This window comes from Ensifer sp. ENS06, assembly GCF_014852205.1.
GTDB lineage: Bacteria > Pseudomonadota > Alphaproteobacteria > Rhizobiales > Rhizobiaceae > Ensifer > Ensifer adhaerens.
Genome location: NZ_JACVBC010000001.1, coordinates 659,835 through 684,638 on the forward strand (window position 1 = coordinate 659,835; position 24,804 = coordinate 684,638).

A 24,804-nucleotide genomic window follows, 5' to 3' on the forward strand; every position below is an offset into this window, starting at 1 on the left:
TCGATAAATGGTCCGGCTAGTCGCCTTTATAGTTGCCATGATGGCGATGTCCGGTATTGCCGGCGCCCAGAGCTTCCCCTCTGATATCCTGAATACGCCTATCGACGGCTCTGCCGCCTCGTGGATCATCCGCACCTTCGGTCTTCTGACCGTGCTGTCGGTGGCCCCCGGCATCCTGATCATGGTCACCAGCTTTCCGCGCTTCGTGATTGCCTTTGCGATCCTGCGCACCGGCATGGGCCTGGCGACCACGCCATCCAACATGATCATGGTTTCGCTGGCGCTGTTCATGACCTTCTATGTCATGGGGCCGACCTTCGATCGCGCCTGGCGGGACGGCATCGACCCGCTGATGAAGAACCAGATCACCGAGGCGGAGGCGATCCCCCGGATCACCGAGCCTTTCCGCGACTTCATGCTCGCCAACACGCGCGACAAGGACCTGCAGCTCTTCATCGACATAGCCAAGGAAAAGGGCCAGACGGTCGTCGTCGACGACAAGGTCGATCTGCGCGCGGTCGTGCCGGCCTTCATGATCTCGGAAATTCGCCGCGGCTTCGAAATCGGCTTCCTGATCATGCTGCCGTTCCTGGTGATCGATCTGATCGTCGCTACCATCACCATGGCCATGGGTATGATGATGCTGCCGCCGACGGCGATCTCGCTGCCGTTCAAGATTCTCTTCTTCGTCTTGATTGACGGCTGGAACCTCCTCGTCGGCAGTCTGGTGCGCTCCTTCAGTTAGAGCTGTCGCACGGAGAGTGCGCGGCGCGCTAGCGACGGCGACAAATCAAAAGCTCAAAGAGAAGACGCGCATCCCGAAAACCGCGATGCGCTTGCCCTCGGCGCATGGCGCTCCGGATCATCCGCGCCATCGGGCTTTGCGATCCTCGAAACGGGACAACAAAAAAGGCAGCGCCGCGGCGCTGCCTTTTGTCTTTCAGGGATGATCGCCGTTCAGCGTTCGAACGACCCGATGCGCGGCGGCAATGCCGGAACGTCGATGTGATCAGGTGCCAGTCCGCGCTTGGCGCGGTCGGCCATCATTTCGTAGCCCGTTTCCAGGTGCTGGCAAAAACGCTCCGCATCGAATAGCGGCATCCGGAACCGGTTCTCGTCCAGCCTCTTTCGATAGTCGGCGATCTTGTCACGGTTGTTGTAAAGCGCGACAGCTTCCTTGACATAGTCCTCCGGCCCCGTGGCCACGAGTTCCGGCACGCCGATGGCGTTCAGCAGGCTCTCGCTCACGCGTGAAGCGAAGTTCGTGCCCTTGAAGGACAGCACCGGCAGGCCTGCCCAGAGCTGTTCGGATGTGGTCGTGTGGCCGTTATAGGGATAGGTGTCGAGGCCGAGATCGGCGAGCGGAACGCGGTCGACGTGGTTCTGGTAGGCGAACTTGCCGCAGATGACGATGCGCTTGGTATCGATGCCGGCGCTTTTGAACTTGGCCAGCAGATTTGTGCGTGCATCCGCCCTGTCGCACAGCACCCACAGCAGGCTTCCGGGCGTCTGGCGAAGGATGTCGATCCAGAGATTGACCGTCTGAAGCGAAATCTTGCGATTTGCGTTGAAGGAGGCAAATACGAATGCATCCTCGGGAAGGCCGACATCCTTGCGCGACATCGCCCGGGGCCGGGCGCGCTCGTAGGGATCGTTGGGCTGGTAGGTCTCCGGCAGGCGGCAGTATTTTTCATAATAATGCGCCCTACTGCTGTCCGGAAGCACACAAGGGTCGCCGATGATGTAGTCGAGATCGACGTTGACGGTGGTCCCAGGGAAGCCCAGCCAGCCCACCTGCACGGGAGCTGCGGCCCGGTTGAAGATGGAGACTCGGCTTTCGAGCGTATGCCCCTTCAGGTCGACGAGAATGTCGATGTTTTCCTGGCGAATGACATGCGCAGCCTCGTCGTCGGTGAGGTGGCCGATCTCGACGATCCTGCCCCATCTTGCGCGTATGTCCTGGTCGCGCGCCGCAAGCGCGCTCTTGGTATGGCAGAAGAGGGTGACGTCGAAGCGCGTCTTGTCGTGCGCCATCAACACCGCCTTCAGCAGCTTCATCGTCGCATGGTCGTCCCAGAAGTCGGCGGAAACATAACCGATGCGAATGCGCTCGCCCCAGCGGTGCGGCGCGGCGCGGCGTACTTCCGTCAGGCTGCTCGGGAACGGGTTGAGCTGTGCGCCGGCGACCCGGTTGAAGCTTTCGTCGCCACACCAGGTCGCGTGATAGTAGGGCGCTTCAGCTGCAAGAATTTCGGTCTGCCCGGCTTTCAGTGCCCGTTGGATGTCGCGTTCGTGCTTCTCGACCTCGGCATAGTCGTTGGCCTCACGCGCATAGACGAGATGGGCCGACCGCAGCGTGGTGTTCTTCGGGTTGTTGCGGAAGAGATTGGCGAGCGCGTCACGATCTTGCAGGTCGTTGATTTCGGCGGTCAACAGCTTGAAGGCAAGCGCATTGTGCAGACGGTTGGTGCTCAGGGTCAGCGGCGCCTTGAAAAGCCCCAGGATTTCCTTTTCGCCGCGCTTGAGGAAGATCGAGGCGATGATGAAGGCGATCTCGGCATCTGTCTTGGCCTTCTCCAGAAGCGGCAGTCCGATGCTCAGTGCCTCGTCCTCCTGCCCGTTCGCGAAGTAGAGTTTCATGGCGTCGGTGAGGTAATCTTCCGCCCGCGAGCCGCCGGCTTCACCGGCGAGCTGGTAGGCACGGGCCGCCTCAGCCTTGAAACCGAGTTTCACGAGGACCTTCGCCAGAAGCACATAGGTCTTGGTGTCGCGGTTGATCTCCATCAGCACATTCAGCTGGTTGAGCGCGTCCGTGTACTGCCCCTTCTGGTATTGCCGGGAGGCGGTCGAAAAGATGGCTTGGGCGTTCACTAAGAGCTCCGTCGAAGAGGCGCGGCGACCGGCGCCGGCTTGCTAGTCCTTGTTCGAAGCCGAGTTTACCCGGGGGAGCTTGCCTCAGGCAGGAGCGAACCACCCTCCGACACATCTTTGCTGGCGGCAGCGGGGCTGTGATCTCTGCATCCGTGGCAGCATTAAAGTCTTGTTAAGTATAAGTTATCTCGGCCCAAGCTGCCTTGGGCATTTAATCAATTCGCAAGCTTTGCACGCGATAGTCCCTTTCACATGACGGGTTTGGTTTCTTCCGAGATAGTTGGAACCGAGTGGCATGAAGCCGATCCGCCATCACCGGGAAGTCCGGTATGTCCCCTAAATCGTCTAAAGTAATCAAGGGACACTCTAATGACGAGCATCATCACCAATTCTTCCGCCATGGGCGCACTCGCCACCCTGCGTTCGATCAACTCCTCGATGGAAACCACCCAGGAGCGTATTTCGTCGGGTCTGCGCGTCGGCACCGCGGCTGACAACGCTGCTTACTGGTCGATCGCGACCACCATGCGTTCGGACAACAAGGCCCTCTCGGCTGTTCAGGACGCCCTCGGCCTCGGCGCTGCCAAGACCGACGTTGCTTCGTCGGCCATGGAAAACTCCAAGGACGTCGTCGACGAAATCAAGAAGAAGCTGGTAACCGCCAGCGAGCCGGGCGTTGACAAGAGCAAGATCCAGAAGGAAATCAAGGAGCTGCAGAACCAGCTCGTGAGCATTGCCAAGTCGGCCTCGTTCTCCGGCGAAAACTGGGTTTACACCGACCCGAACAACGCTGCCGGCACGAAGTCGGTCGTTGGTTCGTTCAACCGCGACGCCAAGGGCAATGTCAGCCTGACGACGCTGCAGTACGACACCAACAAGAGCTCGCTGATCGAAGTGAACGCTTCGGGTGCCAACGTCACCAACGGCACGGGCCTGCTCTCCAGCAACATCTCCTACACCGACACGACCGGCGCGACCGTATCGCTGACCTTCAGCGTTCTGTCGCTCGACATCACCAGCATGACGAACGGCGCTCTGTCGCAGGCTCTGTCGGGTGTTGACTCGGTCCTGACCCAGATGACCGACGCTGCCGCCGACCTCGGTGCGCTCAACAGCCGTATCGATCTGCAGAAGGGCTTCGTCGAAAACCTCTCGGACTCGATCGAGAAGGGCGTTGGCCGTCTCGTCGACGCTGACATGAACGAGGAATCGACCCGCCTGAAGGCTCTGCAGACGCAGCAGCAGCTCGGCATCCAGGCACTGTCGATCGCCAACTCGAACTCGCAGAACATCCTGTCGCTGTTCCGTTAATCGACGGGTTGAAACGGGGCGGGCCACGGTCCGCACCCGATGCAAGATACGAAACCGCGCTTCACAAGAGGCGCGGTTTTTCTTTGTCGCCAATGCACTGATAAAACTTCGAAAAGTTTCTCTGGGTTTTAGGGTTCGTTAACCACGATGGTGTTTGTTGTAACCATCGAAACGACGGGTTGACCCGAACAGATTAAAGCGTCAGCAGGCATGAGGCTGACCGTCGTTTCCCGGTAATCCCGGAATGTCCCTTTCCATTTCATCTTTGCCAACAAGGGGCACTCAGCCAATGACGAGCATTCTGACCAACTCTTCCGCCATGGGCGCACTCGCCACCCTGCGTTCGATCAACTCCTCGATGGAAACCACCCAGGAGCGCATCTCCTCGGGTCTGCGCGTCGCCACCGCGGCTGATAACGCTGCTTACTGGTCGATCGCGACCACCATGCGTTCGGACAACAAGGCCCTCTCGGCTGTTCAGGACGCCCTCGGCCTCGGCGCTGCCAAGACCGACGTTGCTTCGTCGGCCATGGAAAACTCCAAGGACGTCGTCGACGAAATCAAGAAGAAGCTGGTAACCGCCAGCGAGCCGGGCGTTGACAAGAGCAAGATCCAGAAGGAAATCAAGGAGCTGCAGAACCAGCTTCTGAGCATTGCCAAGTCGGCCTCGTTCTCCGGCGAAAACTGGGTCTTCACCGACCCGAACAACGCTGCCGGCACGAAGTCGGTCGTTGGTTCGTTCAACCGCGACGCCAAGGGCAATGTCAGCCTGACGACGCTGCAGTACGACACCAACAAGAGCTCGCTGATCGAAATGAACGCTTCCGGCGCGTTCGTCACGACCGGCACGGGCCTGCTCTCCAGCAACATCTCCTACACCGACACGACCGGTGCGACCGTAGCGTTGACCTTCAGCGTCATGACGCTCGACATCACCAACATGACGGGCGGCGCTCTGTCGCAGGCTCTGTCGGGTGTTGACTCCATCCTGACCCAGATGACCGACGCTGCCGCCGACCTCGGTGCGCTCAACAGCCGTATCGATCTGCAGAAGGGCTTCGTCGAAAACCTCTCGGACTCGATCGAGAAGGGCGTTGGCCGTCTCGTCGACGCTGACATGAACGAGGAATCGACCCGCCTGAAGGCCCTGCAGACGCAGCAGCAGCTCGGCATCCAGGCACTCACGATCGCTAACACCAACTCGCAGAACATCCTGTCGCTGTTCCGTTAATCGATCGACCGAACATGACGGGCGATCCTCTCCCGTCACTTCGAAAAGAAGCCGCACATCCCCCGTGGATCGTGCGGCTTTTTCGTTTTGCGCTCCGGTATTCAATGGCCGCCAGGCGTGCCGCATGCCACCGGTATTCGTTCCATGGGTGACGGTACGCATCTTAACGCTTCGTCCATCTTCCCTTATTTTTGTTCACCTTTGTTACCGACTTCCTAACGGCATTAACCATTTGTTAACTATGAGATCGTTACATCTTGGTTAAGAGCGAAGGGTCGCCTCCAGGGCAAAACAGGGGCGATTCGCATGATGCCAGTCCCATCGCTGCCGGTAACACTCCGGAATGTCCTTAGGAATTCATTCGGGACAGGTGACCAATGACAAGCATCATGACCAACACCGCCGCCATGGCGGCTCTCCAGACATTGCGTTCGATCAACTCCGACATGGCGGAAGTCCAGGACCGCATCTCCTCGGGCTACCGCGTGCAGACGGCTGCCGACAACGCCGCCTATTGGTCGATCGCGACCACCATGCGCTCCGACAATGCCGCGCTCTCCACCGTTCAGGACGCCCTCGGCCTCGGCGCCGCCAAGATCGACACGGCCTATGCGGCAATGAATTCGTCGATCGAGGTCGTCAGCGCGATCAAGAGCAAGCTCGTCGCGGCGAGTGAGCCGGGCGTCGACAAGCTGAAGATCGACAAGGAAATCACCGAGCTCAAGAACCAGCTTATCTCGGCCGCCCAGTCCGCATCCTTCTCCAGCGAAAACTGGCTCTACAACGCCGCCACAGCTCCGGTCGGCACGAAGTCCGTCGTGGCCTCGTTCAACCGTGACGCCAACGGCAATGTGTCGGTCACGACGCTCGACTTCGACACCTCGCAGTCGATGCTGATCGACAAGCAGAATGCGAGCCGAGGCATCCTGACCAGGAACTACGACGCCTCCCAGCTCACCTCTCCGCCCGGCACGGCGGGCGCGCGCCTGTACCACCTGATCGGCGCACCGGCGACGACGCCAATCGGTACGACGGCGGAAGTCAAGCTGACCGCATCGACGACGCCTGCCGAAATGGCCGATATGATCAGCGTCGTCGAACGTATCCTCAACCAGCTGACGGACGCCGGCTCCACGCTCGGCGCCATCACCAAGCGCATCGAGTTGCAGGAGGGCTTCATCGCCAACCTGATGGATACGATCGACAAGGGCGTCGGTCGTCTCGTCGATGCCGACATGAACGAGGAATCGACACGGCTGAAGGCGCTGCAGACGCAGCAGCAACTGGGCATCCAGGCGCTCTCGATCGCCAACACCAATTCCGAAAATATCCTGCGCCTGTTCCAGCAGTAAGGCGCAGCGGAGGACAGCGGCCGGAAGCGGCCGCCGATCCGCCAAACTGAGCCCATCACCCCGCATGCGGGTAACGGCACTTTGAGTTCTGCCACGTCGTCGGTCACGGCACCCGGTGGAAACGGTTGGACCGCGCTAATTGCCCTGGCGCGGTCCAACACATTCATTTTCGCACAAGTTTGACCGAATAGCCTTCCCTCGCAGTCCTGTCGGATGACTGCCGGCCAAAATGACCTTTGCGCCGCCGCCTGCATCAGATCGCTCCGGGAACAACCGACCCCGGATCACGCTGATGTACGTCAAGAATGCTGGGTCTGCCGTATCCGACGGTCGGGCCCGAGGGAGACATGTCAGCAGTGCCAGGAGCAATGGAAGTCCGCGCCAGGGAGCGCCGCCTCTCAAGCAGATGGGGATCGCCGCATTGCCGCAGGTCCGCTGCAGGGGGCCGGCCATGAGTGCAATGCTCTCCCGTTATCTCAAGGACTTCAGCGCACCGAAAGTCGAGCTGTCGCTGATGCCTCCGAAGTATTTCCCCGATCTGGATACCGACTATGCCGATGGCGAGCGCCTCGGCGCGAGACCAGCCATGCCGGAAATCGATATCGATGCCGAACGCCGGCGCGCCTTCGCCGAAGGGCGGGCCGAGGCGACCGCCGAACTCGTCTTCGAACACGAAAAGCAGATAGCCGAACTTCAGGCGGCGCACGCGGCCGAACTCGAGGCGCTGACGCGGCGCTTCGAAGAGGAAACCGCGAACCGTCTCGCGCTGCGCATCGACGAAATGACCGAGGGGCTTGCCGTCGCACTCGGCGATCAGGCCGCCCGCGTGCTCGCGCCCGTCATGGGCGATGCCCTCATGCAGCGCGCCGTTGCCGATATGGCGCAGATGCTGCGCCAGGGACTTGTGGCCGGCGAAGGCTGCACCATCGTCGTCAAAGGCCCGGCGTCTCTCTTTGAGGCGCTGAAGCGCCAGCTCGGAGAAGACATGCCGTCCTTGCGGCACGTCGAATCCGACGATGTCGATCTCGCCGTCGAGATGGATGGCACCATCCTCGTGACGCGCATGGCCGCCTGGGCCGATACAGTTCGGAAAGTTCTCGCATGAGCGACGAAAACCACCACAACGGCAAGCACGAGATCATCATCGTCAAGCGCCACAGCGGCAGCCATGATGGTCACCACGGCGGCTCCTGGAAGATCGCCTATGCCGACTTCATGACGGCGATGATGGCCTTCTTCCTCGTGATGTGGCTGATCAATGCCGCCAACGAAGAGACGAAGGCGGCGATCGCTTCCTATTTCAACCCGGTGCAATTGACCGACCAGAAGCCTGCCGAACGTGGCCTGAAGGACCCGGCCAAGGATGCGCAGGGCGAAGAAACGCAGCAGCGTTCGAAGGTTGATGGCGAGCAGGAAAAGTCCGGTGGCTCGGCCAAAACCGGCGATCAGCTGACGGCGACATCGGGCGAAGAGACGAAGTACTCCGACGCCGACTTCTTCGAAAACCCCTATTCCGTTCTTTCCGAGATTGCGCGCGAGGTCGGCCAGCAGGCCAACATCAGCGTCAAGGGCGAGGGCGGTGCGGCGCAGTCCGGCCCGGCCACCGGCGCCGATGGCGGCGAAGCCTATCGTGACCCGTTCGATCCGGACTTCTGGACCAAGCAGGTCGAAGTGAAGGACGCCGGCAACACGGCCGAAACCGTTGCTGCCCTTGCCGACAAGTCGACGGAGCCCGCAGGCGCGACGCCGGCCGTCAAGAAGTCTGAGGCGGACGCGTCGCAGGAGCCGCAAGAAGCGGCCGACAAGCAGGCCGGTGACGGCAAGGACACCGATACGGGAGCTGGCAAGGACCCGGCGGACGCCGCAGCCGGCGAAAAGCCGAAGACCGAGGCCGCCGAGGCCGACGCCAAGGAGCAGGCGGCCGAGCTCCAGGCCGAGCTGAAGAAGCAGCTTGCCGGCGAGGCGGGTCAGCTGGCCGAGGGACTTGTCGTGACACCCGCTGAAGGCGGCCTGATGGTGACGATCAGCGAGCGGACCGATGCGCAGATGTTTGCCATCGGCTCGGCCGTGCCGCAGAAGGAACTGGTACTGGCGATGGAAAAGATCGGCCATCTGCTGGCTGAGCGTCAGGGCGCGGTTGCAATCCGCGGCCATACCGACGGCCGTCCCTTCAAGGATGGCACTTATGATAACTGGCGCCTCTCCGCCGCCCGCGCCCAGAGCGCCTATTACATGCTCGTCCGCGGTGGCCTGAAGGAAGATCGCGTCAGCCAGATCAGCGGCTTCGCCGACCGGCGGCTGCAGATCCCCGGCGATCCCTACGCCCCGGGCAACCGCCGCATCGAGATCCTCTTGCAATCGGCTCCGGGTTAAGCGCCATGCTGAGACGCCTGCGAACCGCTCTGATGGCCTGCTGTGTGCTGGCGACCCCCGTTTTAACCGGGGGTGCCAGGGCGAACGATATCGAGGAGCTCGCACCCTTCAAGATGATCCGGTCGCTGCAATATGTGCAGGACTCGGTCGTCCTTGGCGACCATTCGGCGATCGAAATGCAGCGCTTCATGCTGGGCGCCATCGACAAGCGCCTGCGTGCGGCCGACGCGGCGGTCTTCCGTGATCCGCGCAACGTTGATGCGGCGCTGGTCTATGCCATGAGCGGCGGCAATCCGGAGACGCTGAAGTACCTTGCGGATCACGATGTGGCCGGGAACTTCGATTCCCGCGTCACCGAGGCGCTGACGCAATATCTGAATGGCAAGGGCGGCCTGATCGTCGAGAGCCTGTCCAAGGCCGCGCCTGAGTACCGCAGCGCCCGCATCGGCCCTTATCTCTACCTCATCCTCGGCAACGCGACGTCGCAGCAGGATCCTGTGGGCGCGATGAAGTACTACGACTGGGCCCGTCTCGCGGCCCCGGGTACGATCATCGAAGAGGCTGCCCTGCGTCGCTCGGTTTTCCTCGCGGTTCAGGCGGGCGACGCGGACAAGGGCTTCCGCTATGCGCTGACCTATGCCCGCCGCTACCTGACCTCCCCCTATGCCAGCCAGTTCGCGGATGTCTTCGTCGAACTCGCCGTCGCCCATTTCGATGGCGGGGCGCAGGGGCGAATTTCGGAGATCCTGGGTTTCATGGACGCGCCGCGCCAGCGCGAAGTCTTCCTTCGCGTCGCCCGCCGCGCGGCGATCGCCGGCAAGCAAGAACTCGCAAAGCTCGCGTCTGAACGCGCCGAGGCGCTCGGCGCAGACGGCGCGCCGCAGCCGAAACTGCTTGCCAGCTTCTATGCCGGATTGGCCTCGGTGCCTTCCAATGACGTGTTTGCCGCGACGGCGAGCCTGGCGGCGATATCGGATGCGGAGCTTTCGCCGCGCGACCGCGCCTTGCGCGACGCTGCAAAGGCGGTTGCGGACGCCGTCGTCCGGCCACCTGTCGGTGAAAGCCTCACGCAAGCGTTTGCGTCTAAACCCGATAGACCGGTTGAGGCGAACGCGTCGGCCGCAAGCGAGGAAACTGGCAGCGGCATGAGCCCCTTTGGTAGCGGGCAGACCCCGGCGGTTGCGCCGGAGACCGTGGCCGCATCCGGCGCAGACGAGGTGGCGGACCCGAAGCACGATGGCTTCGTGGCGAAAGGACGATCGAAGATCGAAGAGATCGACGCTCTCCTGAAGGGAGAAGACAAATGAGGGCTGAGGACACCCTGCGCATGCCCCCGACACCTGTCGGCACGGGAAGCGGACGAGCGGGCGGCAAGGAGCAGGCTGGTGGTGCATCGGCCGGCGCGTTTGAAGATGCCGTGGCCAATGCCGGGCGGCAAAAAAACAACGACCAGCCGGGTTCAGGCAAAGGCGGCAACGACGCCGCTGCCGGCAGCGACGCGGAGGCGGGAGCCTTGATCGACAAGGACAATATTGCCAAGGCCGCGGGCAGGGCCGTGACACGCAGCATCAGCCTTGGTCGCAACGACCAGTTCGACGAACACGCGCTGCGCGACCATTTCCAGGCGGCCGAGCGCGGCGTTGGCGGCAAACGTGCCGTCGACAAGACCGATCCGGCCAAATCGGCTGCCGTGTCCGATGATCTGGCTCAAGTGGAGGTCGATGAAGAACTCGCCAAGCGCATTGCCGCCTTGACGAAAGGCATTGGCAAAGCGCCGGCAGATGGCGCCTCGGTCGATGGCGACGTCAACGCCGGCGGCGAGGGCGCTGAAGCCAAGCAGACAGCTACAGCGATGGACGATCTGCTGACGCTGCTGGGCGGTGCCCAGGCGACGCAGCCTCAGGGACAGACGGCGGCCGCGCGCCAGGCAGCGGATGGCCAGATTGAAGGCGCGGCGCCCGTTGCCGGTGGCAGCGAGCATGGCGCGAAAGCCGAGGCACAGGCGGGCGAGAACGACCCCGACCGGCTCTTCCGCTTCGCCCGGGCTGACGGCAAGGGACAGGCCGTTTCCATGAGTCTCTCGAAGGACGGTGATGCGGCGTTCGACGCTGCCCGCTCGCAAGGCTCCGCCAAGGTCGAGAATGTCACCGTGCTCGAGGCCCGGCGTTATCTCGGCATCTCGATGAGCCCGAACACCAGCGCCGTGGCAGACGCCATCGCCGGTGAGGCCACCACTTCCCTGCAGCCAAGTGCTGCACTCGGTCAGCCGGGCGCGTGGACGCAGGCCGGCAAAACGCTCAACACCCTGAAGATCCAGCTTCACCCGATCGAGCTTGGCCTTGTCACGGCCACGCTGCGCCTGAAGGATGACGAACTGCAGGTCGAGCTGAAGGTCGAGAACGGCGACGCCTTCCGGCAGTTGCGCGACGACCAGAACGACTTGGTCAAGGCGCTGCGCGCTCAGGGCTTTGCGGTCGATCAGGTGAACATCGTATTCAACTCCGGCGGCGACACGTCGTCCGGCGGCGGGTCGCAGGCGCAGGCCCAAGCCCAGGCCGGGCAGCAGGGCCGAGAACGCGCCGATGGCAACGGCCAGGGACGACAGCAGCGACAGGACGACAGCCAGTCTTCGGCGGCGGAAAGGTGGGTTGGCAATGGCGGGACGGACGATGCGGCTGCCGGCACTGAGCGCTCTCGTACTGGTCACGTCTACATGTAGCGCTTTTGCCAGCGCGGACGCAGGCGTCTGCGAGCGCGAGATCATCAGCGCAGCGGCGAAGTACGATATCCCGGCCGGGATCCTCTATTCGGTCGGGCTGACCGAAACCGGCCGCAAGGGATCGCTTCAACCCTACGCGATGAACATCGAAGGCAAGGCCTATTTCGGTAGCAGCGAGCAGGACGTTCTGACCCAGTTCGGCAACGCGCGGGCACAGGGTGCCAAGCTCATCGATCTCGGCTGCATGCAGATCAACTATTACTTCCATGGCGAGCATTTCAGCTCGCCGCAGGAGATGCTTGACCCGCGCAAGAATGTCGAATATGCCGCGCGCTTCCTGGCCAATCTCCATGCGAGGCACGAGACCTGGACTATGGCCGTTGCGCGCTATCACGCAGGCCCGAACAACGACCCGGCGCAGAAGAAATATGTCTGCCGGGTGATCGCGAATCTCGTCGCGACCGGCTACGGCAAGTGGACGCCGAACGCCACGCAGTTTTGCCAATAAGCAACCATCAATTGTATTAGTATCCCATTTGCCGCATTGTGGCGACAATGCGCGGACAATGTGACCGCAAGCGATTTGTCGTAGTCCGTTAACTTTTCCACATTATTTTAGTGCCGCCTTGAGGCGGGTGCTACTAGATATAGATCAAATCGGCGAAACATGGTTAATCAATTATTAATTCCACCCAGTAACTTCCTCTAGTTGTTCATGAATCCCTCGATTCGTACCTCTCAATCAGTGCGGAGCCATACTGATTCGGAGGCGGGCGAATGATCGTAGTGGTTGATGAAAGAGAGCTGGTGAAGGACGGGTATACGTCCCTCTTCGGACGTGAAGGTATTCCCTCGACGGGTTTCGATCCCAGGGAGTTTGGAGAGTGGGTAAACGCGGCTGCCGATTCGGATATCGATGCCGTGGAAGCCTTCCTGATCGGGCAGGGCGACACCACCTTCACGCTGCCGCGGGCCATCCGCGATCGCTCGATGGCACCGGTCATCGCGATGAGCGACACGCCGTCCCTCGAAAACACGCTTGCACTCTTTGATTGCGGCGTCGACGACGTTGTGCGCAAGCCTATCCACCCCCGCGAAATCCTTGCCCGCGTCGCTGCGATCCGCCGGCGCTTGAAGGCGATCGCCAACTTTACCGACATTGGTCCGATCCGCGTTTTTGCCGACGGCCGTGATCCGGAAATCAACGGCGATGTCTTCGCCCTGCCGCGCCGCGAGCGCCGCATTCTCGAGTATTTGGTCGCAAACCGCGGCCGTCGCGTCTCCAAGTCGCAGATCTTCAACGCGATCTACGGGATCTTCGACGAGGACGTCGAGGAAAACGTCGTCGAAAGCCACATCAGCAAACTGCGCAAGAAACTGCGCAAGAAGCTCGGTTTCGACCCGATCGATTCGAAGCGTTTCCTTGGCTACTGCATCGACTGGAACTGAGCGCCACGCCGATGGGCGGGCACTGAACCAAGACAGGTTCACGCAAGGCCCGCTTCCTAGTGTCGCCGTAACAAGGAAATGAGGATCCGATATGAGTCTCTATGGCAGCATGAGAACGGGTGTGTCCGGTATGAACGCCCAGTCGAACCGTCTGGGCACGGTCGCCGAAAACATCGCGAACGCCAACACGACCGGCTACAAGCGCGCCTCCACTGAGTTCTCGTCGATGATCCTGCCTTCGGGCGGCGGCAACTACAATTCCGGCGGTGTCGAAACGCAGGTGCGCTACAGCATCTCCCAGCAAGGCGGCACCAGCTATACGACGTCGGCGAGCGACCTTGCCATCAACGGCGGCGGCTTCTTCATCGTTTCGGGCAATGGCGGTGAGAACTTCCTGACGCGTGCCGGCTCCTTCGTTCCGGACAAGAACGGCAACCTCGTCAACACCGCCGGCTTCACGCTGATGGGCTACGAGTACAAGGCCGGCGTCGATCCGACCGTCGTCGTCAACGGTTTTGACGGCCTGGTACCGGTCCAGCTCAAGGACGAGGGCCTGGTCGCCGCTGGCTCGACCAAGGGTACGATGGAAGCAAACCTGCCGTCGGGCGCGGCCGTCAACGATCAATCGAAGACCTCGATGGTTGTTTACGACAGCCAGGGCAACACCCGCATCCTCGATTTCACCTACACCAAGACAGGTCCGAACGCCTGGGGCCTGAGCGTCGTCGATCGCACATCGGGCACTACAGTCGGTACCCAGACCATGACGTTCGACGCGGCCGGCAAGCGCATCGGCGCCGTCCCCGCGACGCTGACGACGACGGCCATCAACAACCTGCCCGGTACCGGCGCCAACCTTGGTGCGATCACGATCGACACCTCCAAGACTACGCAGCTCGGTGGAGACTTCAGCAGCACCGGCGGTGGCATCGACGGCAGCAAGCCGAGCAAGATGTCGGGCTTCGAGATCGACAAGGAAGGCATCGTTTACGTCAAGTATGGCGACGGCAACCTCATCCCCAAGTTCCGGATCGCCCTTGCGACCGTCCAGAGCCCGGACAAGCTGCAGCCGCAGTCCGGCAACGTCTACTCGCAAGGGGCGGATTCAGGCGTTATCGTCACCGGTTTTGCGGGCTCTGGCGCTTTCGGCAACATCCAGTCCAAGGCACTCGAAAACTCCAACGTCGATATCGCCAACGAGCTGACCTCGATGATCGAGGCGCAGCGCAACTACACGGCAAACTCCAAGGTGTTCCAGACCGCCTCGGACCTGCTTGACGTGCTTGTCAACTTGAAACGGTAATTGAAAGAGATACGGTCCGCGTCATGTCGCTGTCCTCCGCAATATCCATCGCACAGCAGGCCTTCAGCAACACGGCGCAACAGACCGCGATCGTGTCGAAGAACATCGCGAATGCGGGCAATGCGGATTATTCGCGTCGCCTTGCCCTCTTGGGCAGCACCGGCAACGGCGCGCAGGTCGTATCCATCTACCGGGCACAGAACGAGGCGCTGCTCAAGCAGAGCATCGCCAGCATCGGCGAAGCCTCCGGCCAGGCGCGGCTTCGCGATGGCCTGGAACTCCTGAAATCGGCTCTCGGCGGTAACAACTACGAGACTGCGCCGTCTAAGCTGCTGTCGGAGTTTCGCAACAGCCTGCAGACGCTGGCCTCGACCCCGGGCAACAAGACGATTGCGGCGGCTGCGGTCACCAGCGCCCAGGACCTTGCCGATTCCCTGAACAAGACCTCTGCCACCGTGCAAAACATGCGCGAAGATGCCGACAAGGAAATCGCTCTTGAGGTCGACAAGCTGAACAGCCTGCTTGCGGACTTCGAGCGGGTGAACAACGAGGTCAAGTCGGCGACTGCATCCGGTGGCGATGCGAACGATGCGCTTGACCAGCGCGACAAGATCCTGAAGCAGATTTCGGAGATCGTCGGCATCTCCACCGTTACGCGCGGCAACAACGATACGGTGATCTTCACCACCGACGGCACGGTGCTTTTCGAGAACATTCCGCGCCAGGTGACGTTCGCGCCGACAACGACCTATGACGCCACCGTCACCGGCAACAAGATCTTCGTCGACGGCGTACCGATCGCCCCCGGAAGTGGCGCAGATACGACCGCCAAGGGCAAGCTTGCGAGCCTCGTGCAGTTGCGCGACGACATTGGGCCGAAGTTCCAGTCGCAGCTGGACGAGATCGCCCGTGGTCTCGTCGAGCTTTTCAAGGAAGGCAACCCCAGCGGGGTGCCGCCGGTTCCCTACCAGCCGGGCCTCTTTACCTGGGGAAGCGCGGGTGTGCCGGCTGCCGGCACCGTCGTTCCCGGACTGGCATCGAAGATCACTGTCAACGCTCTGGCCAAGGCCAACCCGCTTCTTTTGCGTGACGGCGGCTTCAACGGCGTTGTGTCGAACCCTGGCGGTGCGGCAAATCCGAGCCCCGGCTACACGGGCCTTCTCGACGGCTTCATCAACAAGATGGGCGAGAACATGACGTTCGACCCGTCGACCGGTCTCGACGGAACCAGCAGCCTGCTGAACTTCGCGACCGGGTCGGTCGGCTGGCTGGAGCAGACCCGAAAGACGGCATCGACCGCCGACGACAACAAGCGCGCTATGCTGTCGCGCACCCAGGAAGCGCTCAGCAAGCAGACCGGGGTCAGCATCGACGAGGAACTGTCGCTGCTGCTCGATCTCGAACAATCCTACAAAGCATCGGCCAAGCTGGTGAGTACCGTGGACGCCATGATGGCGGCCTTGATGGAAGCTGTGAGGTAATCATGAAGACGTCCTACGTTTCTAATCTGGCGATCCAGACCGCCATGCGCATGACGATTCAGCAGAACCAGATGGATCTGCTGAAGGCGACCCAGGAGCAGACGACGGGTCGGCACTACGACGTCGGCTTGACGCTTGGTGCGACGGCGTCGCGCTCGCTCAACCTTCAGCGCGAGATCGACCGGCTGAACTCGATGAAGAGCACCAACTCGGTCGTAACCCAGCGCCTCTCCGGCTCGCAGGGTGCGCTGGAAACGATGGCGAAAGCGGCCGAAAAGGTGCGCGACACGCTCGTTACCTACAAGGGCAACGATGCCGCGAGCCAGCTTAAGATCCAGAAGACCGAGATCTTGGGCGCGCTGCAGACCTTCACTGCCGCCGCAAACACGTCCTTCAACGGCGAGTTCCTGTTTTCGGGCATCAATACCGACGCCAAGCCTCTCGCCGACTACACCGCTACGTCGGCGGCAAAGACTGCCTTCGACGCTGCGTTTACGGCGTTCAAGACCGCCAACAGCATCACGTCCGACGACCAGATCACCGTCACCCAGATGCAGGACTTCATCAAGAATACGGTCGAGCCGATGTTCACCGGTACGGGCTGGGATGCGAATTGGTCGGACGCATCCAGCCAGAACATGACGAGCCGGATCAGCGCCAGCGAAGTCATCGAAAGCTCGACCAACGCCAATACCAACGGCTTCCGCATGTTTGCCCTGGCAAGCGTAATCACGGCCGAGCTGATGGACAAGAACGTGACCCCCGAGGTGCGGGCGGCGATCGGTGTCGAGGCGTTGCAGTATGCAGAGCAGGGCATCGCCGGCCTCAATGCGGAGCGCAGCCAGCTCGGTATTTCGGAATCGCGGGTGAAGAAGGCGAACACCTCGATCGACGCGCAGCTCAAGCTGGTCAACACGCATGTCGCCGACCTCGAAGGCATCGATCCGATCGAGACATCGACCCGGATCAACACGCTCAAGGTGCAGTTGGAAACGTCCTATACACTAACGTCGCGACTACAGCAGATGAGCTTGCTCAATTTCCTCTAGTGTGAGGAGCCGGACAAACATGAAGGATGTCTGAATGTACCAATTTTCCTATGCCGAGATCATGGAGGACGGCGTCGCCGACTCCAAGAATCGAGAACGGCAGGTACTCGATCGCTCGATCGCGCTCATGGAAGCAGCGAAACAGCAGAAAGGGTATTCGAGAGAGGCCATCGAGGCCATCTACTTCACCCGGCGCCTGTGGATCCGTTTCATCGAGGATCTGCGTGCACCGGAGAACCAGCTGAACGAAGAGCTGCGCGCCAATCTGATTTCGATCGCCATCTGGATACTCAACGAGACGGAAAAGATCCGCAAACGCGAATCCTCCAACTTCCAGGGCATAATTGACATTACCACCATCATCAGGGATGGACTGAAATGAAGAGCACACTGCGTATCTCGCTGAAGTCGGGCGAACGGATTTTTGTAAACGGCGCGGTGCTGCGCGTGGACCGGAAGGTCGCGGTCGAGTTCCTGAACGATGTGACGTTCCTGCTCGAAAACCACGTGCTGCAGCCAGAAGACGCAACGACGCCGCTGAAGCAGCTCTATTTCATAGCGCAGATGATCCTCATCAATCCGGAAGGCGCCGAGCAATCGACCGCGATGTTCCGCAAGTCGATCGTCATGCTGCTCAACTGCTTCAAGAACGAAGAGATCCTCGCCGAGCTGAAGCGCGTCGACGGGCTGGTGACCAACGGCCGCGCCTTCGAAGCGCTCAAGGCGATCCGCGGCCTCTATGCCATCGAAGACCGCATTCTCAACACGCAGGAAATCACGCCGGCAACGGTCGAGCAGATTCGCAAGGAGATCGCACCATGGCGGTAAGCGGCGTCAGCAACAACGGCTACACCCCGAATGTTTCGGCCCAGGATTCGGGCGGCGACGCCGCAAAGGCATCGCTCAACTACGAGAGCTTCCTGAAGCTGCTCGTCGCCCAGATGAAGAATCAGGATCCGACGCAGCCGATGGATGCGACGCAGCAGATTGCTCAGCTTGCGACCTTCTCGCAGGTGGAGCAGACCATCAAGACCAACAAGAACCTTGAAAGCCTGCTGCAGCGCACGTCGCTGAGCGAGGCGGACGCCGTCATCGGGCGCACCGTCACCAGCGAAGACGGCAAGACCACTGGCGTGGTTAAGGAAGTGAAACTATACTCTGACGGAATCATTGCGGTGCTGGATAACGGCAAGGAGCTTGTTATCGGCCCGGGCGTCAAGGTGAAGTGATAACTCCATGAATGAGGCGGATGCCCTCGATATTGTACAGGCCGCGATCTGGACCGTGATCGTGGCCTCAGGGCCCGCCGTTCTCGCCGCCATGGTTGTCGGCGTCGTCATCGCCTTCATTCAGGCGCTGACCCAGGTCCAGGAAATGACGCTGACCTTCGTCCCGAAGATCCTTGCCGTCATGATCACGGTTGCCGTGTCCGCGCCCTTTATCGGCGCCCAGATTTCGATCTTCACCGACATCATCTTCTCGCGCATCCAATCCGGTTTCTGAAGCCGCAGCTTTAAAGCTTGTTCGCATGCAGCGGCATGAAACCCTCGCGCAAGCTTGGGTCGCTATCTCCGTCTCTATAGTGGGGCAGCGCGTGTGAATGCTGCCTTGATCTCATGATGAGACGGAAGAGACATGGCACAGCAAGCAGCGCTGATCATCCCGAAAGTAGCACCGAAGGGCCGGGACGTCGGCTTCGCGCTCGGGATCGTCGCGATCCTGTCGATCCTCTTCCTGCCCATCCCGCCCTTCCTGATCGACATGGGGCTCGCGTTCTCGATCGCCTTTTCCGTGCTGATCCTGATGGTCTCGCTGTGGATCCAGCGTCCGCTCGAGTTCTCCTCGTTCCCGACCATCCTGCTGATCTCGACCATGGTGCGCCTGGCCTTGAACATCGCCACCACCCGAGTCATCCTTTCGCACGGCCACGAGGGCCACGGCGCTGCCGGCGGCGTCATTTCCGGCTTTGCCAGCCTCGTCATGTCCGGCGATTTTGTCATCGGTCTGATCGTCTTCCTGATCCTCATCACCGTGAACTTCATCGTCATCACCAAGGGTGCGACGCGTATCGCCGAAGTCGGCGCGCGCTTCACCCTCGATGCGATCCCCGGCAAGCAGATGTCGATCGACGCCGACCTGTCGGCGGGCCTGATCGACGAGAAGGAAGCACAGCGCCGCCGGCGTGAACTCGAGGAAGAAAGCTCCTTCTACGGCGCCATGGACGGTGCGTCCAAATTCGTGCGCGGCGATGCGATCGCCGGCCTGATCATCACCGCGATCAACATCTTCGGCGGCATCATCATCGGTTACCTGCGTCATGGCATGCCGATCGGCGAAGCGGCCGACGTTTTCGTCAAGCTATCGGTCGGCGACGGTCTCGTCTCGCAGATCCCGGCGCTCATCGTCTCGCTCGCCGCCGGCCTTCTGGTGTCGCGCGGCGGCACGGCCGGCTCCACCGACCAGGCGGTCGTCGGGCAGCTCGGCGGCTATCCGAAGGCGCTCATGGTCGCCTCCGGTCTTATCATTCTCCTAGCGGTCGTTCCCGGCCTGCCGTTCCTGCCCTTCGCCGTGCTCGGCGGCGGCATGGCGTTCCTGAGCTGGCTCGTGCCGCGCCAGATCGAGGCTGCCAATGCCGCGCGTCGCGCCGAAGAGGCGGCCAAGGTCCAGCAGACCAAGGAAGGCGAGCAGGATTCGGTCAAGTCGGTGCTGAAGACCGCTGAGATCGAGCTGCTTCTCGGCAAGCAGGTCTCGACCCGCCTGCTTGGCGCACACCAGGAACTCGCCTTCCGCGTGGGCAAGATGCGCCGCAAGTTTGCTGGCCAGTACGGCCTCGTCATTCCGGAGATCAAGGTTTCGGACGACATCAGCATTCCGGACAAGGCCTACCACATCCGCATCCACGGCACGACGATCGCGTCCAACACGGTGCGCGTCGGCGAAGTCCTGGTGGTCACCGGCGGCGGTCGCCGGCCGAGTGTTCCGGGCGACGAGATCCGCGAACCCGCCTTCGGCATGCCGGCGGTCTCGATCCTCGAAACCTTTACCGAGGACCTCAAGCGCGAAGGCTTCCATCCGATCGATAACGTCTCGGTGGTGTTGACGCATTTGAGCGAAGTGATCCGCAACAACCTGCCGCACCTGCTTTCCTATAAGGACGTCAAGGTGCTGATCGAGCGGCTCGATCCGGAGTACCGCAAGCTCGCCGACGAAATCTGCACCTCGCACATGTCCTATTCGGGCCTGCAGGCGGTGTTGAAATTGCTGCTTGCCGAGCGTGTCTCGATCCGCAACCTGCATCTGATCCTTGAAGCGGTCGCCGAACTCGCGCCGCATGTACGCAAGACTGAGCAGATCGTCGAGCATGTGCGCGTGCGCATGTCGCAGCAGCTTTGCGGCGACCTCGCCGACAACGGCGTCCTGCGCGTGCTCAGGCTCGGCAACAAGTGGGACATGGTCTTCCACCAGGCGCTGAAGCGCGACGCCAAGGGCGAGGTCGTCGAGTTCGACATCGATCCGCGTCACCTCGAAGAGTTCAGCGAGCAGGCGACGAAAGTTATCCGTGAACATCTCGATCGCGGCATGCCCTTCGTGCTGGTAAGTTCGCCCGAATCCCGTTCTTATGTGCGCATGATCATCGAGCGCCTCTTTGCCACCTTGCCCGTGCTCTCGCATGTCGAGCTTGCCAAGGGCCTTGAGATCAAGATCATCGGCTCCATTTCATGATCACCGACCCGGAGGGCACGGTGCTGGCGCTGTTTGCGGCCTTCTGCCGGATCGGCGGCTGCATCATGATCATGCCCGGGTTCTCCAGCGCGCGCGTTCCGATCCAGGTGCGGCTGTTCATTGCAGTCGCGGTTTCCATGGCGGTCCTGCCGGTCATGTGGACGGACATCTATCCGCAGGTAACCGGCAAGGGGCACAGCTACATCTATTTGATCGCCGCCGAGACGGCGGTCGGCGCGGTCATGGGCCTTGTCGCCCGCTACTATGTCCTTGGACTGCAGTTCACCGGAACGGCGATCACCATGTTGATGGGCTTTGCCTCGCCGCCATCGTCGGATGTGATCGAAGATACGCCCGAAAACCAGGTGACCAGCTTGATCAGCTTCGCCGGCCTGATGGTGCTGTTCATGCTGGATTTCCATCATGTGATGATCGAGGCGATCGTTCAATCCTATCGGGCCATGCCGATCGGCACTCCCTTCGATCCGCAGGGTGTGCTGATCACGCTCACGGATTCGCTGGCGCAGATCTTCATGATCATGTTGAGGCTCGCGAGCCCCTTCATCATCTATGGCCTGCTTTTCAACGTGGCGATCGGCATGGTGAACAAGCTGGCGCCACAGATCCCGATCTACTTCATCTCGCAGCCCTATCTGATCATGGGCGGCTTGTTCCTGCTCTATCTCGGTATCGCTGCGATGCTGCGCCTGTTCGGCGACGGTTTCGCGCTCGTCATGCAGGGAGGATAGCCGCATGAAGACCCGCTCGCAGAAGCTCAAGCGCCTGGTCGCCGTCCAACGCCATCTGGAGCAGATGGCGGAGGCGGATTTCGTCGAGATGGTGCGGCAGCGCGAGGTCCTGGCTGAGACGATCGATGTCGTCGTCGATGCCATGGGCTCGGCTCATCCGATGCACCGCATGTTCTCCGGCCACTATTCCTCGCAGATCGGACGGCTTGTGCAGAAGGACCAGATGCTGCACGGCATCCAGCAAACGCACGAGGCGCGCATGCTGAGAGAGCGCGCGAAAGCCGACCGGCTCGAGGAAAACATGAAGGAGGCCCGCCAGTCCGAGGACCGCGAAGAGGCCGACAATTCCATCTACGACCTGATCGATCAACACGTTACGGGCAACGCGCCAGCTTCCCGTAAGCTTGACGGGCGATAGTACGTCATTCCCGGGTTGCTCCGATGGCGGAGCGGATCCGGGCCGACCAATGCCCAGGCTCGATTTTGAGAGGATTCGTCATGGCCATCTCTCCGCCCAGCGATCTGGTGATGGATGTCGTGCGCGCCGCCGACCCCACCGAAGTGCAGGAAGCGCAGGCGCGGTTGAAGGCCAACCGTGCCGCGTTCAAGGCGACGAGTCTGGCGGAAAACGGCAACGGCTTTGCGGCTGCCGTCAACGTTCTCAATCTGTCGCCGGAAGGTTCGAGCGGGCTCGGCGACCTCAACAACCGCGTCGAACAGAAGAAGATTCCGGAGACCTATCGCAAGTTCGAGGCCATGGTGCTGCAGAACTTCGTGAAGTCGATGCTGCCGACCGAAAGCGAGAACGTTTTCGGCAAGGGCAATGCGGGTGATATCTGGAAGAGCATGATGGCCGAGCAGATCGGCGACGTGATCTCCAAGAGCGGTGGCATCGGCATTGCCGAACAGCTCGCGGGCGCCGAAGGCACCGATCGGGTTCAGGCATCGCTGGACGGTAACAGCCGAAACCTCGCCGCAAGCCTCGTGCAGGAATACGAGCGCAAGACGCTGACCGGCTTTACGACCGACAACGACAAGAACAAGCAAGCCTAGGGCGGGGTGGGGGAACTGCTTGCAGTTTTCCATCCGCATTTCGCTCTAATTCATAGGAATAGATCGCGCTTGAGAATCCGGTCGATCCGACCAGAAATCATCGTGATCCAATTGGGAGTTGATTCATGGAAGCCATGGCATCCAATGACGTCCGGATCCAGAACGTGCTCGGCCGCCTGGAAATGATCCTCGACAACGAGAACAGCCGGATCGGCATCGACCCGGAATTCGATATCAAGACATCGAACGCGCACAAGAGCCGTTGCCTCTACGAACTGACGATGCTGCACCGTGACATGCTGCCGGGCGAAAACTCTTCGGCTTTCTCCTCGCATGCTCTGCACCTGCGCGAGAAGCTGTCGGTCAATTCGCAGAAGGTCGAGGCCCATCTCGAAGCCGTTCGCGCCGTCGTCGACCTCCTGAAGACCGCCGCCCAGGATGCCGATGCGGACGGCATCTATTCCGAAGCGCAGTTCCGCTATAGCGATTTCTGATGCTGAAGCTCGTTTTCACCGGGGTCTGGGTCTGCGCGGTCACGCTCGGATCCGTCTACTTCTCGATGCAAAGTGCCTCCGCGCCCGCCGTCCCGGACGGCGAGGCTGCCCGGCGCGCATCGGAGCAATATGTTCCCGGTGAGATGATCACCATTCCGGTCATCCGGGATGGTTCCGTTCAGGGCTATTTCCTGACCAAGCTTTCCTTCTCCGCCACCAAGGAGGGGATCAACAATCTTCGCGCGCCACTGCGCCAGATGGTTACCGATGAGCTCTACGATTTGCTCGTCGGTTCGAAATTCATCGACATCGCCGACACCGGTACGTTCGACCTGCCCACCTTCAAGACGACGGTAAAGGACGGCCTGAACAAGAAGCTCGGCGACGAGGTGATTACCGAGGTGCTCGTCGAGCAGCTCGAGTATCTGACCAAGGAAGACGTCAAGCGCGTCGCCAACAGCCAGAATGTGCCGCGGCAAAAGCCGGTCCCGATCACCGACAAGAACGGCAACGTCGCCGGCGACAAGTTGCCTGAAGGCGCCGTCAAGGCAAGCAGCGCGCACTGATGATTGTTGGAAGGGACGCCCGGGTGGGTTTCCGCTCGGCCGCGTGCCCTCGACGAGGCGGTATCCGTCAGTTCTTTTCCGGGGTGCGGTACTGCTCGTTGACGAGGCCAAGTTCCGCCATCAGCCGGCCGATCGCCACATAGAAGTGGTATAGTCCGGCCGCTGCCAGCCCGCTCTTGTTCCACAGTTCCAGCCCGCGCGGCACCGATGCGCCAAGCAGCGCCAGCGATTTGCCGAAGGTCCTGAGCCGGCCTTTGAAGCTCGGGTCACGCCGATGTTCGAGCATCGTCGAGATCGCGCCGTTCCTGAGGCTGCGCGCCCTGATCCAGGATGCGCTGGTGCGGCGGGCGGGCACGGTCTCGGCAACCCAGGCGTCGGTTGCCCAGGCAAAGGAAAACCCTTTCGCCTTGCAGCGGCTGTAGAAATCCGCATCGCCGCCGCCGATGAAGTTGAAGGCGGGATCCAGGAAGGGTTGCGGCATCGCGTCCAGCACTCCACGCGTAACGAGCACGTTGCCGGAGGAATAAAGGATGGGCACCGGCCCGGTCGCGTCATAGTGGGGCGTGAAGACCGGATGGCGTTTCCACTTCTGCCCGCCATCGCCTTCGAAAACCGGAAGCTGCGGGCCGCCGACCATATCGGCACCGGTCGTTTCCTGTGCCGCGATGAGGCAATCGAGCCATTCGGGCGCCGCCACTTCGTCGTCGTCGATTATCGCGATCGCCTTGAGGTTCGGGTAGGTTTGGAGCGCCGTCGCCCAGCCGGCATTGTAGGCGTGGCAGTTTCCGCGCTGATGCGCGACGATCACGACAGAATCCGAAGGATGTCCCAGGAAGAAGTCTTTGGCCGCCGCAGCCCCGGCCAGCCCGTCGGCATCGTTTTCGACGACGACCGTGGCGTAGGAGATGTCAGGCCTTTGGGAAACAATGGTTTTCAGCGTCTTGACGACATGGTCCGGCCGACGGAACGTCGGCAGCACGACGACGAGTTCGATGTCGCCGGCGTCTTCCAGCTCTGTCCGGAAGTAGACGGAAATGTCCTGGCCGGTCGTCGTCATGGCGAAACCTGTAAAAGCAAAAT

General features: G+C 61.3%; 25 protein-coding genes. 23 read left to right on the forward strand and 2 right to left on the reverse strand.

Annotated features, from left to right (window positions below):
* Positions 1–7 precede the first annotated feature (7 nt).
* On the forward strand, positions 8–745 hold the full coding sequence (fliP, locus tag IB279_RS03345) for a flagellar type III secretion system pore protein FliP (protein ID WP_034796894.1): 738 nt from the start codon (positions 8–10) through the stop codon (positions 743–745).
* Between the two features lie 212 nt (positions 746–957).
* On the opposite strand, the gene IB279_RS03350 is transcribed toward fliP, so the two are convergent.
* Complete coding sequence (locus tag IB279_RS03350; protein ID WP_089043331.1) at positions 958–2,871, reverse strand: glycosyltransferase family 41 protein; 1,914 nt, start codon at positions 2,869–2,871, stop codon at positions 958–960.
* 369 nt (positions 2,872–3,240) lie between these two features.
* Between IB279_RS03350 and IB279_RS03355 the strand changes: the two genes are divergently transcribed.
* The 22 genes from IB279_RS03355 (at position 3,241) to IB279_RS03460 (ending at position 23,724) form a co-directional block, all read left to right on the forward strand.
* Positions 3,241–4,182, forward strand: coding sequence for a flagellin (locus tag IB279_RS03355; RefSeq protein ID WP_064816979.1), 942 nt, complete (start codon positions 3,241–3,243; stop codon positions 4,180–4,182).
* Positions 4,183–4,471: 289 nt separating this feature from the next.
* Positions 4,472–5,413 carry a flagellin gene (locus IB279_RS03360; RefSeq protein WP_064816980.1) on the forward strand — a complete coding sequence of 314 codons (942 nt, stop codon included), beginning with the start codon at positions 4,472–4,474 and terminating at the stop codon, positions 5,411–5,413.
* Positions 5,414–5,790: 377 nt separating this feature from the next.
* Positions 5,791–6,765, forward strand: a complete 975-nt coding sequence (locus IB279_RS03365; RefSeq protein ID WP_034800723.1) for a flagellin — start codon at positions 5,791–5,793, stop codon at positions 6,763–6,765.
* 451 nt (positions 6,766–7,216) lie between these two features.
* Positions 7,217–7,870, forward strand: a complete 654-nt coding sequence (locus tag IB279_RS03370) for a hypothetical protein (RefSeq protein ID WP_060602188.1) — start codon at positions 7,217–7,219, stop codon at positions 7,868–7,870.
* The gene (locus tag IB279_RS03375) at positions 7,867–9,138 is read left to right on the forward strand and encodes a MotB family protein (RefSeq protein ID WP_113189598.1); all 1,272 of its coding nucleotides are present in this window, start codon (positions 7,867–7,869) and stop codon (positions 9,136–9,138) included. Before IB279_RS03370 ends, IB279_RS03375 begins: the two co-directional genes overlap by 4 nt.
* Positions 9,139–9,143: 5 nt before the next feature.
* Positions 9,144–10,445 (forward strand): chemotaxis protein MotC, encoded by a 1,302-nt coding sequence (gene motC / locus IB279_RS03380; RefSeq protein ID WP_034800729.1) that lies wholly within the window; start codon positions 9,144–9,146, stop codon positions 10,443–10,445.
* The gene (locus IB279_RS03385; RefSeq protein ID WP_113189597.1) at positions 10,442–11,857 is read left to right on the forward strand and encodes a flagellar hook-length control protein FliK; all 1,416 of its coding nucleotides are present in this window, start codon (positions 10,442–10,444) and stop codon (positions 11,855–11,857) included. Before motC ends, IB279_RS03385 begins: the two co-directional genes overlap by 4 nt.
* Entirely contained in the window at positions 11,808–12,365 is a 558-nt protein-coding gene (locus tag IB279_RS03390; protein ID WP_034800733.1) for a transglycosylase SLT domain-containing protein, read from the forward strand. Before IB279_RS03385 ends, IB279_RS03390 begins: the two co-directional genes overlap by 50 nt.
* 269 nt (positions 12,366–12,634) lie before the next feature.
* Positions 12,635–13,306, forward strand: coding sequence for a transcriptional activator Rem (gene rem / locus IB279_RS03395; RefSeq protein ID WP_034800735.1), 672 nt, complete (start codon positions 12,635–12,637; stop codon positions 13,304–13,306).
* A gap of 91 nt (positions 13,307–13,397) precedes the next feature.
* Positions 13,398–14,609: a flagellar hook protein FlgE gene (locus tag IB279_RS03400; RefSeq protein ID WP_034800738.1), complete on the forward strand. Its 1,212-nt coding sequence runs from the start codon at positions 13,398–13,400 to the stop codon at positions 14,607–14,609.
* 23 nt (positions 14,610–14,632) lie between these two features.
* Complete coding sequence (gene flgK / locus IB279_RS03405) at positions 14,633–16,090, forward strand: flagellar hook-associated protein FlgK (protein ID WP_060516524.1); 1,458 nt, start codon at positions 14,633–14,635, stop codon at positions 16,088–16,090.
* A 2-nt stretch (positions 16,091–16,092) separates the two neighbouring features.
* Complete coding sequence (locus IB279_RS03410) at positions 16,093–17,139, forward strand: flagellar hook-associated family protein (protein ID WP_090294962.1); 1,047 nt, start codon at positions 16,093–16,095, stop codon at positions 17,137–17,139.
* Between the two features lie 34 nt (positions 17,140–17,173).
* Positions 17,174–17,521 (forward strand): flagellar biosynthesis regulator FlaF, encoded by a 348-nt coding sequence (flaF, locus tag IB279_RS03415; RefSeq protein ID WP_034800744.1) that lies wholly within the window; start codon positions 17,174–17,176, stop codon positions 17,519–17,521.
* On the forward strand, positions 17,518–17,967 hold the full coding sequence (gene flbT / locus IB279_RS03420; RefSeq protein WP_034800746.1) for a flagellar biosynthesis repressor FlbT: 450 nt from the start codon (positions 17,518–17,520) through the stop codon (positions 17,965–17,967). Before flaF ends, flbT begins: the two co-directional genes overlap by 4 nt.
* Positions 17,958–18,368: a flagellar hook assembly protein FlgD gene (gene flgD, locus IB279_RS03425; protein ID WP_034800748.1), complete on the forward strand. Its 411-nt coding sequence runs from the start codon at positions 17,958–17,960 to the stop codon at positions 18,366–18,368. The genes flbT and flgD overlap by 10 nt, the downstream gene beginning before the upstream one ends.
* Before the next feature lie 7 nt (positions 18,369–18,375).
* A complete protein-coding gene (gene fliQ, locus IB279_RS03430; protein WP_034800750.1) occupies positions 18,376–18,642 on the forward strand; it encodes a flagellar biosynthesis protein FliQ in 267 nt (88 codons plus the stop codon).
* A gap of 132 nt (positions 18,643–18,774) precedes the next feature.
* Positions 18,775–20,862: a flagellar biosynthesis protein FlhA gene (flhA, locus tag IB279_RS03435; protein WP_034800753.1), complete on the forward strand. Its 2,088-nt coding sequence runs from the start codon at positions 18,775–18,777 to the stop codon at positions 20,860–20,862.
* Positions 20,859–21,611 (forward strand): flagellar biosynthetic protein FliR, encoded by a 753-nt coding sequence (fliR, locus tag IB279_RS03440; RefSeq protein ID WP_113189596.1) that lies wholly within the window; start codon positions 20,859–20,861, stop codon positions 21,609–21,611. The genes flhA and fliR overlap by 4 nt, the downstream gene beginning before the upstream one ends.
* A 4-nt stretch (positions 21,612–21,615) precedes the next feature.
* Complete coding sequence (locus tag IB279_RS03445; protein ID WP_060516519.1) at positions 21,616–22,029, forward strand: hypothetical protein; 414 nt, start codon at positions 21,616–21,618, stop codon at positions 22,027–22,029.
* Between the two features lie 80 nt (positions 22,030–22,109).
* Entirely contained in the window at positions 22,110–22,664 is a 555-nt protein-coding gene (locus IB279_RS03450) for a rod-binding protein (protein ID WP_034800760.1), read from the forward strand.
* Between the two features lie 125 nt (positions 22,665–22,789).
* Positions 22,790–23,158, forward strand: a complete 369-nt coding sequence (locus tag IB279_RS03455; protein WP_034800762.1) for a hypothetical protein — start codon at positions 22,790–22,792, stop codon at positions 23,156–23,158.
* Positions 23,158–23,724 carry a hypothetical protein gene (locus IB279_RS03460; RefSeq protein WP_034800764.1) on the forward strand — a complete coding sequence of 189 codons (567 nt, stop codon included), beginning with the start codon at positions 23,158–23,160 and terminating at the stop codon, positions 23,722–23,724. The genes IB279_RS03455 and IB279_RS03460 overlap by 1 nt, the downstream gene beginning before the upstream one ends.
* A 67-nt stretch (positions 23,725–23,791) precedes the next feature.
* Here IB279_RS03460 and IB279_RS03465 read toward each other — a convergent pair whose 3' ends face one another.
* On the reverse strand, positions 23,792–24,781 hold the full coding sequence (locus IB279_RS03465) for a glycosyltransferase family 2 protein (protein WP_060602191.1): 990 nt from the start codon (positions 24,779–24,781) through the stop codon (positions 23,792–23,794).
* Positions 24,782–24,804 lie beyond the last annotated feature (23 nt).